The organism is Goodfellowiella coeruleoviolacea, assembly GCF_024171785.1.
GTDB classification, from domain to species: Bacteria; Actinomycetota; Actinomycetes; order Mycobacteriales; family Pseudonocardiaceae; genus Goodfellowiella; species Goodfellowiella coeruleoviolacea.
The window spans coordinates 1-14,359 of the sequence record NZ_JAMTCK010000002.1; the positions used below are offsets into that span (position 1 = coordinate 1).

13 protein-coding genes are annotated in these 14,359 nt (G+C 72.7%); 11 read left to right on the forward strand and 2 right to left on the reverse strand.

The genetic code is table 11. The annotated features are described in order from the left end of the window. Positions 1-222: 222 nt before the first annotated feature. A complete protein-coding gene (locus LX83_RS03685) occupies positions 223-1,431 on the reverse strand; it encodes a cytochrome P450 (protein ID WP_253767032.1) in 1,209 nt (402 codons plus the stop codon). A gap of 98 nt (positions 1,432-1,529) precedes the next feature. Between LX83_RS03685 and LX83_RS03690 the strand changes: the two genes are divergently transcribed. Next, positions 1,530-2,222 carry a TetR/AcrR family transcriptional regulator gene (locus tag LX83_RS03690; RefSeq protein ID WP_253767034.1) on the forward strand — a complete coding sequence of 231 codons (693 nt, stop codon included), beginning with the start codon at positions 1,530-1,532 and terminating at the stop codon, positions 2,220-2,222. An 80-nt stretch (positions 2,223-2,302) separates the two neighbouring features. Further along, entirely contained in the window at positions 2,303-3,550 is a 1,248-nt protein-coding gene (locus LX83_RS03695; RefSeq protein ID WP_253767036.1) for a D-arabinono-1,4-lactone oxidase, read from the forward strand. Between the two features lie 87 nt (positions 3,551-3,637). On the opposite strand, the gene LX83_RS03700 is transcribed toward LX83_RS03695, so the two are convergent. Beyond that, positions 3,638-4,468, reverse strand: a complete 831-nt coding sequence (locus LX83_RS03700; protein WP_253767038.1) for an SDR family NAD(P)-dependent oxidoreductase — start codon at positions 4,466-4,468, stop codon at positions 3,638-3,640. Positions 4,469-5,009: 541 nt separating this feature from the next. Between LX83_RS03700 and LX83_RS03705 the strand changes: the two genes are divergently transcribed. The 9 genes from LX83_RS03705 (at position 5,010) to LX83_RS03745 (ending at position 14,341) form a co-directional block, all read left to right on the forward strand. Further along, positions 5,010-5,837, forward strand: coding sequence for a hypothetical protein (locus LX83_RS03705; protein WP_253767040.1), 828 nt, complete (start codon positions 5,010-5,012; stop codon positions 5,835-5,837). A gap of 85 nt (positions 5,838-5,922) precedes the next feature. Further along, complete coding sequence (locus LX83_RS03710) at positions 5,923-6,282, forward strand: YidH family protein (protein ID WP_253767042.1); 360 nt, start codon at positions 5,923-5,925, stop codon at positions 6,280-6,282. Next, positions 6,282-6,575, forward strand: coding sequence for a DUF202 domain-containing protein (locus LX83_RS03715; protein WP_253767044.1), 294 nt, complete (start codon positions 6,282-6,284; stop codon positions 6,573-6,575). The genes LX83_RS03710 and LX83_RS03715 overlap by 1 nt, the downstream gene beginning before the upstream one ends. 179 nt (positions 6,576-6,754) lie before the next feature. Next, on the forward strand, positions 6,755-7,855 hold the full coding sequence (locus LX83_RS03720) for an SdrD B-like domain-containing protein (RefSeq protein WP_253767045.1): 1,101 nt from the start codon (positions 6,755-6,757) through the stop codon (positions 7,853-7,855). Positions 7,856-8,067: 212 nt separating this feature from the next. Further along, entirely contained in the window at positions 8,068-9,102 is a 1,035-nt protein-coding gene (locus LX83_RS03725; RefSeq protein WP_253767047.1) for a LacI family DNA-binding transcriptional regulator, read from the forward strand. A gap of 10 nt (positions 9,103-9,112) precedes the next feature. Beyond that, a complete protein-coding gene (locus tag LX83_RS03730) occupies positions 9,113-10,111 on the forward strand; it encodes a 2-hydroxyacid dehydrogenase (protein ID WP_253767049.1) in 999 nt (332 codons plus the stop codon). Further along, positions 10,108-11,331, forward strand: coding sequence for a D-mannonate dehydratase ManD (gene manD / locus LX83_RS03735; RefSeq protein WP_308203905.1), 1,224 nt, complete (start codon positions 10,108-10,110; stop codon positions 11,329-11,331). Before LX83_RS03730 ends, manD begins: the two co-directional genes overlap by 4 nt. A gap of 10 nt (positions 11,332-11,341) precedes the next feature. Continuing rightward, positions 11,342-12,853 carry a mannitol dehydrogenase family protein gene (locus LX83_RS03740; protein ID WP_253767051.1) on the forward strand — a complete coding sequence of 504 codons (1,512 nt, stop codon included), beginning with the start codon at positions 11,342-11,344 and terminating at the stop codon, positions 12,851-12,853. Between the two features lie 96 nt (positions 12,854-12,949). Then, the gene (locus LX83_RS03745) at positions 12,950-14,341 is read left to right on the forward strand and encodes an MFS transporter (RefSeq protein ID WP_253767052.1); all 1,392 of its coding nucleotides are present in this window, start codon (positions 12,950-12,952) and stop codon (positions 14,339-14,341) included. Positions 14,342-14,359 lie beyond the last annotated feature (18 nt).

Here is a 14,359-nt window from a genome sequence, read left to right on the forward strand (position 1 = left end):
GGCGTATGGTCATTTCGGTCGTCCGGAGTTGGATCTGCCGTGGGAGCGCACGGATCGGGCTGAGGCGCTCAAGGCCGCAGCCGGAGCGTGATCGGCACCGACGCCGCGGCCCGGACCACCGGTCGCGTGGTGCTGCGGCCACGCGACGAGTGGCCCGGGCCGCGTGCGTCGGCTCCCGGGTCGAGTCGTCCCCGTCGCCGACGTGCTACCGGAACCGTCGGGCTACCAGGTGACCGGGAGTTCGTGCAGGCCGAACAGCAGGCTGTCGTGCTTGTAGGGCAGCTCGTCCAGTGGTGCGGCGACGCGGAGCGTGGGAATGCGCTCGAACAGGGTGCCGAACACGATCTCCAGCTCCAGCCGGGCCAGGTTCTGGCCGAGGCACTGGTGCACGCCGTAGCCGAACGCGAGGTGCCGGCGGTTGCCCCGGTGGATGTCGAACGACTCGGCGTCCGGGAACACCTCGGGATCCCAGTCGGCCGCGGCGAGCAGCCCGATGACGCCCTCGCCCTTGCGGATCAGCGTGCCGCCCAGTTCGACGTCCTCGGTGGCGACCCGGCTCGGCACGGTGTCCGCGATGCTCAGGTAGCGCAGCAGTTCCTCGACGGCGGCCGGCAGCACGTCCGGGTCGGCCCGCAGTTCGGCCAGCTGGTCCGGGTTCTCCAGCAGGGCGACCGTGCCGAGCGAGATCATGTTCGATGTGGTCTCGTGTCCGGCGTTGAGCAGCAGGATCATGGTCGTGACCAGGTTCTCCCGGCTGACCTGACCGGTTTCCAGGTAGTCGGTCACCAGCTTGGTCAGCAGGTCCTCGCCCGGTTCGCGCCGCTTCAGGTCGATCAGCTCGTCGAAGTACCCGACCAGCTGCTGGAACACGGCGTTGACGGCCTCGTGCCCGCTGGTCCTGGACAGCAGGACGCGAGCCCAGTCCTGAAAGGACTCGTGGTCGGCGTAGGGCACGCCGAGCAGCTGGCAGATCACCAGTGATGGCACGGGCAGGGCCAGCGACTCGACGAGGTCCGCGTGCGGCGGCCCGGCGAGCATGGCGTCGATCAGACCATCCACTGTGGACTGAATGCCGGGGCGCAGTGCCTTGACCCGCTTGACGGTGAACTCCGCGATGAGCATGCGGCGGTAGGCGCTGTGCTCCGGCGGGTCCATCCGCAGGAACGAGGGCCGCTCGCGGCCGACCGTCTGCTGGAGCGGTGCGACCAGGGGGAAGCCGGGTTTCCTGACGTCCGCGCTGAACCTCGGATCGGTCAGCACGGTGCGGACGTCCGCGTGCCTGGTCACCACCCACGCGCTGCCGCCCGTGGGCAGGGACACCCGGGACACCGGTCGCTCGGCGCGCAGCCCGGCGTACTCGGTGGGTGGGGCGAACGGGCACTCCCGTCGCATGGGGAACACCTGGGGTTCGCTGGCCGTGCTCTGCGTCATCAGAACTCCTAAACGAAGGGAAACCCTCCACTTAATCGTCAGGGTACGCTGACGCAACCGGAGAAAGATCCTCCGAACGGCCTAAAGGCAGGTGGGCGTTGTCGAGGCACACGGTTCGGTTGCGGGCGGATGCCCGCCGCAACCGGGAGCAGGTCATCGCCGCGGCCCGCGAGGTGTTCCTGGCGCAGGGTGTTGACGCGCCGCTGGAGGAGATCGCGCGCCGGGCCGGCGTCGGCATCGCCACCCTCTACCGGCGCTTCCCCGACCGCAGGACGCTGATCCGGGAGGTGTCGCTGGACGCCATGGCCCTGGCCGCGGCGCAGCTGCGCGCCGCGCGCGCCGAGGAGGACGACGAGTGGGCGGCCCTGGTGCGCTTCTTCCACGCCGTGCTGGAGACCCGGATCGGCACCGTGCTGCCCGTGCTGCTCGGCAGCCTTGGCATGGAGTTCTCGCCCGACGACGAGCTGTGGGCCAGCCGCTCCCAGCTGGTCGCGGAGCTGGACGAACTCGTGCGCGCCGCGCAGCGCACCGGGCGGCTGCGCGCGGACGTCGGCGTCGGTGACGTCATGCTCGGGCTGCTGAAGCTGCTCCGGCCGCTGCCGAGCATGCGGCTGCTCGGCGACTTCACCGACACGCTGAACCGGCGGCACGCCGAGCTGTTCATCGACGGCCTGCGTGGCCCCGCGGTGCCGCGCCCCGTGCTGGCCGGACCGGCGATCACCGCCGAGGTTGTCGACCGCTACCTCGCCGAACAGCAGCGGACCGCCCCCGGCCGGCAAGACCAGCCCTGACCGGGCGTGGCGCCGGTCGGCGAGAATGGCGCCGCGATGGACCGGCACCTGGGGGTGCCGCGCACGGCGGAAGGACCACGATGGCCGCGACCTTGACGAACTGGGCGGGAAACATTGTCTTCGCCGCCCGAAGCCTGCACCGGCCCGAGTCGGTGGCGCAGCTGCGCCAGCTCGTCGCGGACAGCGACCAGCTCCGGGTGTTGGGCTCCGGCCACTCGTTCAACCGCAGCGCGGACACCACCGGTGCGCTGGTCTCGCTGGACCGGCTGCCCGACCTGTTCGAGATCGCCGAGGACCGGCGCAGCGTGCGGGTCGGCGCGGCCACGCGGTTGGGTGAGCTGGCCGCCCGGTTACAGCGCGCCGGTCTCGCCCTGCACACCCTGCCGTCGCTGCCGCACATCTCCGTGGCCGGCGCGGTCGTCACCGCCACCCACGGCTCGGGGATCAGGTCCGGCACGCTGGCCAGCGCGGTGCGCGCGGTGGAGCTGGTCACGGCCGACGGCACACCGCGCACGATCCGGTCGGAGTCCGCCGACTTCCCCGGCGCGGTCGTCTCGGTCGGCGCCCTCGGCGTCGTCACCGGCTTCGAGCTGGCGGTGCACCCGACCTTCGACGTCGAGCAGACCGTCCACGAAGGACTGACCTGGCCGGCGCTGTTCGCCGACCTCGACGCGATCCTGGGCAGCGGCTACAGCGTGAGCGTGTTCACCGACTGGCGGGGCCCGAGTTCGGTGTGGGTCAAGCGCCGGGTGGACGAGCCGGCCGTGGACCTGAGCTGGACCGGCGCCCGTCCGGCCGACGGGCCGAGGCACCCCGTTCCCGGCATGCCCACGCGCAACGCCACACCGCAGCAGGGCGCGGCCGGGCCGTGGAGCGAGCGGCTGCCCCACTTCCGCGCGGAGTTCACGCCCAGCGTGGGCGCGGAACTCCAGTCCGAGTACTTCGTCGCCCGCGAGCACGCCGTGCCCGCGCTCCAGGCGGTCAAGGACCTCGCCGCCCAGCTCGCGCCGGTGCTGCTGGTCACCGAGATCCGCACGGTGGCGGCGGACGAGTTCTGGCTCAGCCCGGCCTACCAGCGCCCGAGCGTGGCCATGCACTTCACCTGGACGCCGGACACCGCGGCCGTGGTGGCGGTGATCAGGCAGCTGGAGCGGGCGCTCGCGCCCTGGGACGCCCGGCCGCACTGGGGAAAGCTGTTCGAGCTGACCCCGGACCAGCTCGCGGCCAGCTACCCGCGCTGGTCGGACTTCCGCCGGCTGCGCGCCGAGTACGACCCGGCCGGCAAGTTCGGCAACGCCATGCTGGACCGCTTCTTCCCGCGGCCCTGACGCGTGGTGGGGGCCGGGCGCACCGGCCCCCACCACCGCTCATATAATTGTATCCTCAATAACTTCAGTGTTGAACAAAACAAGCCCTCAGCCGTGGTCCGGCCGCTGGTAGCGCGTGGCGATCCGGCTGCCGGAGCCCGCGCGCAGCTCGGCTTCGGCGGCGACGAGCCGGTCGACCGCCGCGCGCTCGGCCAACCCCGGCACGCAGACCACCTCACCGGTCTCCAGCGCCGCCAGGGAGGCGGTGACCACGTCACCCGCGGGCATGCCGCCCTCGGCGTGCACCTGTTCCTCGCCGCCCGGCACCGACTTCTCGCCCGTGGTCAGGTGGAACTCGGTGGCGGTCAGCCCCGGGCACACCACCTGCACCCGGACCGGGCGGCCAGCCAGCTCGGCGGCCAGCGTGCGGGTGAAGGTCACCAGGTAGCCCTTGGAACCGCCGTAGGTGGCGCGCCAGGGCAACGGGTCCGGCGGCAGTGAGCCGGCAAAGGCCAGCAGCGAGGCGACGTTGACCACGCTGCCGCCACCCCGGTCGAGCATGCCAGGCAGCGCGGCGCGGGTGAGCAGCGTGGGGGCCACCACGTTCACGGCCAGCACCTTGGCCAGCAGCGCGGGGTCGACCTCGGTGAACGGGCCGTAGCCGTTGATGCCGGCGTTGTTGACCAGGAAGGCCACGTCCGCGCCGGCCACCCGCGCGCTGACCCGGCCCAGGTCCACCGGGTCGGCCAGGTCGGCGGTCAGCGGCTCCACCGCCACCCCGGTCCGCGCCCGCAGCCACGAGGCCAGTTCGGCCAGGCGGTCGGCGCGCCGGGCGACGAGAACCAGGTTCCACCCGGCCGAGCCGAGTTGCCTGGCGTACTCGGCGCCGATGCCCGAGGACGCTCCGGTCACCACCGCAGTCGCCGGTCCGCTGTACACACCCCGACCATAGGTCCAATCGCGACACCGCGCGCAGCAAGTCGGGCCAGCGACCGGAAAGCACACCCGACAGGTCGGCGCGGGCGCGGCGACCGGTGCTCGACCGGGTGGCGCCGGCTACCACAGGTCACGGGCGCGGGCCGAACAACGGAAACCGCCCGGCGTCGCGGAGCCGGGTGAGCGCGCCGCTGGAGGGAATGCGCGCCACGTCCGTCGCTTGTGGTGATCGGTCCTCGCGGTGTCCGGGTTGATCGTTCTCACTCGGCCGGATTAACCGCATTGCGGCTCTGGATGGCGGCTGCCACGATCTGCGTGATCTTGGAGATTCCAGCGTTGTTCGGCAGAGCGTGGAAACGTGACGGGACCGTCCTGGTCGTTGCCGCTGCGGAGCTGTGTCGCATATCTTCAGTCAGTAAGGAGAAGGTGTGTCTGGTTCGGAAACGGCTGTGGCCCTGACCATTGTGCGCGTCGTGCCCGGAATTGCCGGCGGAACACCGCGCGGTGTCGTCGGTTCGTGGTCGGTCGGTGCCGGGGTGCGCCGATGAGCGGTGCCAGGCAGGAGCGGGCCAGACAGGAGCGGTACGGGCAGCCGGTCGGGCCTGGCGCGGTGCTGGACGAGTTGAGCGACCAGGCCAGCTACGAGGCGGAATTCGCGGTCACGCTCGCCGACTACGCCACGGTTATCCGGGAGGCCGTGCAGGGGCTGACCGAGGGCCACGACGAGATCCGGGAAAAGGAACTCGAATACCGCAGTCAGGATTTTCCCCGGTTGCTCAACGCGGTTCGGCGTCGGGTCGAGGACAAGGTGCCCTACCTGACCGCATCGCTGGGGCCGGCCCGCAAAAAGGCCGACGCGGTCATCTTCCGGCTGCGCGCCGACATCAAGAAGGTGCTCGGTGACCTCCGCCGCTGTCGGGCCGACCTGAAAGAGGCCACCGACGACACGGTGTACAAGGAGAGGAAACTCGCGGCCGAGAAGGAGCGGTTCCAGCGGCTGCTGGACCTCCCGGTCACCGTGCCCGACTGGGTCACCAGGTTGACCGCGTTGGAGGGCGATCTGCTCAAGGCGATCGAGGCCGGCGACGACTTCGTGGCGTACGCGACCCTGTCCGAGATCAACCGGCTCTACGAGGAGGAGCTGTCGATCCCGGGCGGCGAGGAGTACCGCGACGTGCTGACCTCGCAGTGGGGCCGGGTGGTGGTCGCGCAGAAGGAGCTGTTGGACGTCAAGCGGCACGCCGCGGAACTCGCCAGCGCGGTGCGGCAGCTGGAGGAGCTGTACGAGCGGCTCACCGCGGACCGGGTGGCCGAGTTGCGGCGCAGGTGGGAGCAGGCACTGCGGGAGCCGGGCGGCAGCGGCAGGCAGTGACCGGCAGGCTCCACTGTGGACACGGGCGGACCGGCGCGGCCGGCCGTGCCGGGAGGTGCGCGTTCGGCGTGCGATGATGCGGGCCATGCCGCGACGGCCGCACTGGTACGAGGAGGGGGAGGAGCCCGACTACCGGTTCACCCTGGCCAACGAGCGCACCTTCCTCGCCTGGCTGCGCACGGCGTTGGCGCTGCTGGCCGGTGCCGTGGCGCTCATGCAGTTCGTTCCCCTGGCCGGGATCAGCGGGCTGCGCACCGCACTGGCCGTGCTGCTGGGTGTGGCCGGCACCGCGCTGGGCGCGTTCGCCTACCAGCGGTGGGCGCACGTGCAGCGGGCCATGCGGCACGGGCGTTCGCTGCCCATGACCTGGCTGCCGTTCGTGCTGGGCTGGGTGGCGGCGGTGGCCGGGGTCATCGTGCTGGTCCTGGTTGTGGTCGGTCCGTAGTGGCCGCCGACCGCGATCCCGGCCTGCAGCCCGAGCGCACCGCGTTGGCCTGGCAGCGCACCGCGTTCACCGCGACCGTGCTGGCGGTGCTGCTGGTGCGCGCCGGCGTGCTGCACGCGGCACCACTGGAGATCGCCGCGGGCGTGCTGGCCAGTGTGCTGGTGCTGGTGTGCCTGACCGCGGTGCGCGCGCCCGCGGCGGCGGGATCGTCCCGGCGCCGGCTGGCGGTCGCCGCGTTCGCGGCGGCGGGCACCGGGTTGCTCACCACCGCGCAGCTGCTCGTCACCGGCTGATCGAGGCGCCGGGCACCGGCGAGGTGCGGCGGCCGGTGTTCCGGGTCTGTTCACACCTGATGGGGACGTGCCGCAACACCACCCCCGCAGCGGGCACATTCCAGTATTCGCGTTGTCACGGTGGCAGCGCGGATCGCACAGCGAGGGGGAAGACGACCATGCGAATCTTTCGCGGACTGATGGCTGTTTCCGCGGCGGGTGCCGTCGGCAGCGCACTGCTGTTGACCGGCACGGCCGCCGCGGCGGCGGACGCGTCGGGTGCCATCAGCGGGCAGATCTGGCTGGACCGGGACGGCAACGGCGTTTTCGACGGCGGGGAGCGCCCGTACGGCGTGGTTCGGCCGGTGCCGATCACCAAGCTGGACGGCACCTGGTCGGGCAGTGCGACGCTGGGGCTGGACGGCAGGTTCACCGCCGAGGGCCTGAGGCCGGGGCGGTACCTGGTGAACGGGGGGATCGACGGGTACGCGTCGACCACCAGCCGCGTGGCGCTGGCTCGGGTGACGGCGGGCGGCACGGCCGAGGTGGAGTTCGGCATCCGGGGCGGCTCGATCTCCGGGGTCGCCTGGCTGGACGAGAACGAGGACGGGATCAGGCAGGACGCCGAGCCGCCGCTGCCGCAGCAGATCCACGTCTTCGCCTACCGGGCGAACCCGCCCTACTACGACGGGGCCCAGATCGACCCGCAGGGGCACTACCGGATCGAGGACCTGCCGGCCGGCGAGTACCGGATGTCCACCTCGGTGCTGTCCGGGTTCGGTCCGACCAGGCCGTTCGTCGGCTCCGCTGACCGCGACTCGGACGTGGGGTGGGACGCCGCGACCACCCGCACCGTGACCGTCGAGGTGGCCGACAACGGGACGGTGACCAGTCCCACCCACATCGACGCCGGGTTCGTGCGCGGCAGGGGTGACCGCGTCGCCGAGGAGCTGACCGCGTCCCCGGCCGGGGGCGTCCAGGTGGGACAGACCGTCAGCTTCCACGCGGTGGTGGCCAACCGGGGCAACACCGTGGACACCTACCAGGGCAAGCTCACCCTGCCCGCCGGGCTGGAGTTCGTCGACGCCACCTCGGTGGTGGAGCACAGCGTGTCCGGCCAGGTGATCACCGTGGGCAAGTGGGGCCACGACTACGCGCCGGGCGTGCTGGAACTGTGGGTCACCGCCCTGGTCACCGCGGTGCCCACCGAACCGGTGCGGCTGGAGGCCGTCCCGGCCGGGACCGTGCCGGGCCTGCCCGAGACCAATGTGGACAACAACGTGCGCACCCTGACGCTGTGAGGGGTGGCCCGGCCCGGCGAAGTGGGTCGGGCGGCACGTGGTGAACGGGCACGGCGGCCACCGCCGTGCCCGTTTCGCGTGTCCGGGGCGGGAAGTAGCGGCAGAACCACGCTTGGCAAACCCTTGACAATGTTGTGCAAGGTTGCTGACCATTGGCGACACCGGTCACACCTGGCCGGTGACCTGCTCAACGGCGACGCAGCGGAGGACCGATGGCCCCGACCTTGACCGAGGTTGCCAGGCAGGCCGGGGTGTCGCTGTCCACGGCGTCGCGGGCGTTCAGCGACCCGGGTCGGCTGGGGCCGGAAACCCTGCGCAAGGTCCTGGCGGTCGCCGAGGACCTGGGCTACCAGGCACCGGTCGGCGCGCGGTCGGGCGAGGCGTCCGTCGAGGCCAGCACCGTCGCCGTGGTCGTGCCCGACGTCGCCAACCCGGTGTTCGGCGCGTTCGTCAAGGCGGCCCAGGCCGAGGGCTGGTACCGCAGGCAGACGGTGGTCCTGGTGGACACCGACCTCAACCCCGACCGGGAGCGCGAGGCCATCAACCACCTGCGCGACCAGGTCAGCGGCATCGTGGTGTGCTCGCCCCGGCTGACCGCCGAGGACGTGCTGGCCTGCGCGGGACAGACCCCGGTCGTCCTGGTCAACCGGGAGGCGGTCGGCGCCGACTGCGTGATAGCCGACGCCGCCGACGGACTGCGCCAGACCGTCGAGCACCTGGCCGCGCTCGGCCACCGCCGCGTCGCGTACGTGCAGGGCGCGCAGCGGTCCTGGTCCAACAGCCACCGGGTGGACCTGGTCCGCGGGCTGGCCGAGCAGGCCGGCCTGGACCTGTGCCTGCTCGGCTGGCAGGCCGAGACCGCGGCGGGCGGCACCGCGGCGGCGGCCAGCGTGATGGCCTCGGGCGCGTCCGCGGTGATCACCCACAACGACCTGGTCGCCCTCGGGGTGATCGCCGGGGTGCGTGCGCTCGGGGTGTCCGTGCCCGACCAGCTCAGCGTGGTCGGCATCGACGACATCCCGTTCGCCGCGGTCGCGCACCCCGCGCTGACCAGCGTGGCCGTGCCCATGGCCCGGGCCGGCGCGCTCAGCCTGGAACTGCTCGGGCGGGCCGTGGCCGGGGACCGGCAGGCCCCGCGCACCGTGCGGCTGCCCACCCAGCTCGTGGTCCGCGCGTCCACCGCGCCGGCCGCCGCCGGTCCTGCCGCTGCCCGTCCTGCCGCCGCCTGCGCAACGGAACTCGCTTGAAGGTCACGTCATGAACACCCCTGATCTCACCGTGGTCGTCACCGACCAGAACCTGGTGCCGCTGCGCGCCGAGTTCGAGGCCGCAGTGCCCGAGGGCACGGTCGTGCGCTGGCCCGACGTCGGTGACCCCGCCGCCGTGGCCACCGCCCTGGCCGGCGCCGACGTGCTGGTCGGCAGCCACTGCCCGGCGCCGCTGCTGGCCGCCGGCACCCGGTTGCGGCTGGTGCACGCGGCCGGCGCGGGCACCGACAAGATCGACGTCGGCGCGCTGCGCCCGGGCGCCCAGGTCGCCAACACCTTCCACCACGAGGACTCCATCGCCGAGTACGTGGTGGCCGCGACCATCCTGCTGCGCCGCGGCTTCCTGCGGCAGGACGCGGCCCTGCGGCAGGGCCGGTGGGACTCCCCGGCCTACGACCCGAGCGTGCCGTGGCCGGACGCGCTGGACGGCGCGACCGTGGGCTTCGTCGGGTTCGGGCACATCGGGGCCCGCGCCTGGCAGCGGTTCGACGTGTTCGGGGCGCGCGGTGTGGCGGTGACCCGGCGCGGCGGGATCGACGCCACCGCCAACGGGCTGGCCTGGGCGGCCGGCATCGCCGAGCTGGGCGCGCTGCTGGCCGAGTCCGACGTGGTCGTGGTGTCCACCCCGCTCACGCCCGCGACCACCGGCCTGATCGGCGCGCCCGAGCTGGCCGCGATGCGCGACACCGCGCTGCTGGTCAACGTCGGTCGGGGACCGGTGGTCGACCAGGACGCGCTGTACGCCGCGCTGCGCGACGGCGTGATCGGCGGCGCCGCCATCGACGTCTGGTACGACTACCCGGCGGCCGGGGCCGAGTCCGCGCCCAGCCCGCACCCGTTCCACGAGCTGGACAACGTGCTGATGACCCCGCACTCCTCCGGCCTGACCCGGCAGACCTTCACCCGCCGGGTGCACGACATCGCCGCGAACATCGGCCGGCTGGCCGCGGGTGAGCCGCTGCGCAACGTGGTGGCGGTGGCCCGGTGAGCCGCACCGACACCATCGCGGCGGTCGACGTGATCGTGACCAGCCCGGGCCGCAACTACGTCGCGCTCAAGATCACCACCACCGACGGGGTGGTCGGGTGGGGCGATGCCACCCTCAACGGCCGCGAACTCGCCGTCGCCGCCTACCTGCGCGACCACGTGGCGCCGCTGCTGGTGGGCCGCGACCCGGCGCGCGTCGAGGACACCTGGCAGTTCCTCTACCGGGGCGCGTACTGGCGGCGCGGTCCGGTCACCATGACCGCGATCGGCGCGGTGGACATCGCGCTGTGGGACATCAAGGGCAAGGTCGCCGGCCAGCCGGTGTACCAGCTGCTCGGCGGCGCGGTGCGGGACCGGGTGCTGTCCTACACCCACGCCACCGGCTGGGACGTGCCGGAACTGCTGGACTCCGTCGACGCCCAGCGCGAGCGCGGCTTCCGGGCGGTGCGCGTCCAGACCGGGGTGCCGGGCCTGGACACCGTGTACGGGGTGACCCGGGGCGCCACCGGCTACGAGCCCGCCGGGCGGGGCGCGGCGCCGGTGGTGGAGGTCTGGGACACCGACGCCTACCTGCGGCACGCACCCGGTGCGCTGGCCGCCGCGCGCGAGCACGTCGGCCCGGACGTGCAGCTGCTGCACGACGTCCACCACCGGCTCACCCCGGGCCAGGCCGCGCGGCTGGGCCGGGCCGTCGAGTCGGTGGACCTGTTCTGGCTGGAGGACGTCACCCCGGCGGAGAACCAGGAGGTGCTGCGGCACGTCCGGCGGCACACCACCGTGCCGCTGGCCATCGGCGAGGTGTTCAACACCATCTGGGAGTGCCAGCAGCTGATCACCGAGCAGCTGATCGACTTCGTGCGCACCTGCGTGACGCACGCCGGCGGGATCAGCCACCTGCGCCGGATCGCGGCGCTGGCCGAGGTGTGGCAGATCCGGTTGGGCCCGCACGGTCCCTCGGACGTCTCCCCGGTGGCGCTCGGCGCGTCACTCCACGTTGGACTGTCCACACCGAACTTCGCGATCCAGGAGTACATGGGCTACGGACCCCAGGTCCACGAGGTGTTCCAGCACGCGTGGAGCTACGCCGACGGGCACCTGCACCCCGGTGACGTGCCCGGCGTGGGGGTCGAGGTCGACGAGGCGCTCGCCGCCCGGTTCCCCTACGAGCCCGCCTACCTGCCCGTCGCGCGCCGGCGCGACGGTTCGATGACCGATTGGTGACACAACCCCGATGAGTCTGCCCCGCCTGGGCGCCGCCACGGTGCCCGCCACCGCACTGACCCACCAGCGCGCCCTGACCAGGACCGGCATCGTCCACCTCGGACTCGGCAACTTCCACCGCGCCCACCAGGCCGTGTACACGGCCGAGGCGCTGGCCCACACCGACGGCCCGTGGGGCATCCTCGGGGTGGCCAGCCGCTCGGCCGAGGTGGCCGACGCCATGCGCGAGCAGGACCTGCGCTACTCGGTGGTGGAGATCTCGCCGACGGACACCCGGGTCAGCGTGCCCGCGGCGCACACCGGCGTGCTCGTCGCGGCGCAGCAGACCGACGCGGTGCTCGACGCCATCGCCGCGCCGGACACCAGGATCGTCACGCTCACCATCACCGAGCGCGGCTACACCTTCTCCCCGCGCACCGGCGGGCTCGACCTGGACGCCGCCGAGGTGCGGGCCGACCTGCGCGGGGACGCCCCGCCCCGGACCGCCATCGGCCAGCTCGTCCGGGGACTGCAGCGCCGGCTGCGCGCCCACGCCACCCCGATCACCGTGCTCAGCTGCGACAACCTGGTGGGCAACGGAACCCAGACCCAGCGGCTGGTGCGCGAGTTCGCCGAGGCGCTCGCCCCGGCCGAACGCGACGAACTCGTTGCCTGGCTGGCGAGTGCGGTGAGCTTCCCCAGCTGCATGGTGGACCGCATCGTGCCCGCCACCACCGAGGCCTACCAGCGGGCCGTGGCCGCCCAGCTCGGTCTGCGCGACACCGTGCCGGTGCCGGCCGAGCCGTTCACCATGTGGGTGCTGGAGGACCGGTTCGCCGCCGGCCGGCCGGACTGGGAGCAGGCCGGCGCGCTGTTCACCGCCGACGTGGAGCCCTACGAGCAGGTCAAGCTCAGGCTGCTCAACGGCACCCACTCGCTCATCGCTTACCTGGGTGCGCTGGACGGGCGGGAGACCATCCCGGACGCGCTCGCCCAGCCGTTCGTGGCCGAGGCGGCCCGACGCGTGCTCTACGACGACTACCTGCCCACCCTCACCGTGCCGGCCGACATCGACGCGGACGACTACATCGCGCGGCTGTTCCAGCGGTGGGCCAACACCGCGCTGGGCCACCGCACCCGGCAGGTGGGCTCGGACGGCTCGGTCAAGCTGCGCCAACGCGTTCCCGAACCGGCACTGCGGCACCTGCGCGCCGGCCGGATGCCACACCAGCTGGCCCTCACCATGGCCGCCTACCTGTGCTGCGTGGCACCGCCCAGCGGCTTCGACGCCGGCCCGCACGCCGCCGCCATGGTCGACCCGGCCCGCACCACCCTCGCGGCCAGCGCCGCCAGCGCCAGCACCACACGGTCCTTTGTGGACGAGGTGATCGCCGGCGGCACGTTCGGCGACGGCCTGGCCGAGCACCCCGAGTTCGCCGAGCGCGTCGCCGGCCTGGTCGACGTGATCGCCAGGCACGGGGTGGCGGCCGCGGCCGAGGACGCCCTGCGCGCCAGCGACGCCGAGCCGCTGACCACCCCCTGACCAGCGGCACCGGCCGGCCCCCCGAGTTCACTGACGACGAGGACGTAGCACCAGGCCTGTTCCGCCCCGCCCGGGGCCCGATCCATTCGAGGACGCATGGATATCACCGCCCAACCAGCACAGACCACAGTGGACTCCGCCGCACCGGCGCGTCCGAACCAGGACGCGCCGGCCGACCCGAGGGCGGTGCGCCGGGCGGCGTGGGCCGGCCTGATCGGGACAACCCTCGAACAGTACGACTTCGTCATCTACGGCACGGCGTCGGCGCTGATCTTCAACCAGTTGTTCTTCCCCAACGTGTCGCCGGTGGCCGGCACGCTGGCCAGCTTCAGCACCTACGCGGTGGGGTTCGCCGCCCGGCCGCTGGGCGGGCTGTTCTTCTCCCGCTTCGGCGACCGGCTGGGCCGCAAGTGGGTGCTGGTGGCCACACTGCTGCTGATGGGTGGCGCCACCCTGGCGATCGGCCTGCTGCCCACGTTCGAGCAGGTGGGGCTGCTCGCTCCGGTCCTGCTGGTGGTCTGCCGGTTCTTCCAGGGCTTTGGCGCGGGAGCGGAGCAGTCCGGCGGCGCGACCCTGCTCACCGAGACGGCGGCGCGGGGACGGCGTGGCCGGTTCTCGTCACTGGTGATGAGCGGTGCGGCACTGGGCACCGCGCTCGGCGCGGTCGCCTGGATCCTGGCCCAGCTGCTGCCCGACGACCAGCTGCTGAGCTGGGGCTGGCGCCTGGTGTTCGGCAGCAGCCTGCTGGTGACCATCGCCGCGCTGGTCATGCGGCGCAAGCTCAACGAGAGCCCGGTGTTCGAGGACCTCAAGGAGCAGCACGCGGCGCCGCGCACACCGGTCCGGGAGATCTTCCAGCGCGGCAGGAAGCCGATGTTGCTGGTGCTGCTGATGAACGTCGGCGTCAGTTCGCAGTCCTACACCTACCAGGTGTTCATGGCCTCCTACCTGGTGTCCACCGTGGGCGTCGACCCCGCGTTCGTGCCCAAGGTGCTGCTGGTCGGCGCGATCTGCGGGGGCATCGCGGCGATCGGGTTCGGCGCGCTGTCCGACCGGGTGGGCCGCAAGCGGGTGTACTCGGTGATCATGGGCGCGCTGGTGCTGTTGCCCGGCCCCACGTTCATCGCGCTGAACACCGGCTCGCCGATCGCGATCACGGTGGCGATCGTCATCGGCTTCATCCTGGCCTGCCACGGGTCGGTGGGCGTGCAGATGAGCTACTTCCCGGAGCTGTTCGGCAACCGCTACCGCTACGCCGGGGTCACCCTGGGCCGGGAGTTCTCCTCGGTGCTCGGCGGCGGGGTGGCTCCGCTGATCTGCGCGGCCCTGCTCGGCGCGTTCGCCGGCTCCTGGATCCCGGTGGCCGGGTACATGATGGTCATGGTGGCGATCAGCTTCGTCGCCGCCCTGCTGGCGCCCGAGACCAGGGACCGCGACCTCACCGTCCCGGAGGACGCCACCGAGCGCCACGCCCCGGCCGCCGGCTGAGGTGCCCGGCCGAGCAGC

What these genes read in the sequence shown, in the direction of transcription:
- LX83_RS03745 (WP_253767052.1), top strand. Translation starts at nt 12,950, where the DNA reads ATGGATATCACCGCCCAACCAGCACAGACCACAGTGGACTCCGCCGCA.
- LX83_RS03725 (WP_253767047.1), top strand. Translation starts at nt 8,068, where the DNA reads ATGGCCCCGACCTTGACCGAGGTTGCCAGGCAGGCCGGGGTGTCGCTG.
- LX83_RS03710 (WP_253767042.1), top strand. Translation starts at nt 5,923, where the DNA reads ATGCCGCGACGGCCGCACTGGTACGAGGAGGGGGAGGAGCCCGACTAC.
- LX83_RS03730 (WP_253767049.1), top strand. Translation starts at nt 9,113, where the DNA reads ATGAACACCCCTGATCTCACCGTGGTCGTCACCGACCAGAACCTGGTG.
- LX83_RS03695 (WP_253767036.1), top strand. Translation starts at nt 2,303, where the DNA reads ATGGCCGCGACCTTGACGAACTGGGCGGGAAACATTGTCTTCGCCGCC.
- LX83_RS03685 (WP_253767032.1), bottom strand. Translation starts at nt 1,431, where the DNA reads ATGACGCAGAGCACGGCCAGCGAACCCCAGGTGTTCCCCATGCGACGG.
- LX83_RS03705 (WP_253767040.1), top strand. Translation starts at nt 5,010, where the DNA reads ATGAGCGGTGCCAGGCAGGAGCGGGCCAGACAGGAGCGGTACGGGCAG.
- LX83_RS03720 (WP_253767045.1), top strand. Translation starts at nt 6,755, where the DNA reads ATGGCTGTTTCCGCGGCGGGTGCCGTCGGCAGCGCACTGCTGTTGACC.
- LX83_RS03740 (WP_253767051.1), top strand. Translation starts at nt 11,342, where the DNA reads ATGAGTCTGCCCCGCCTGGGCGCCGCCACGGTGCCCGCCACCGCACTG.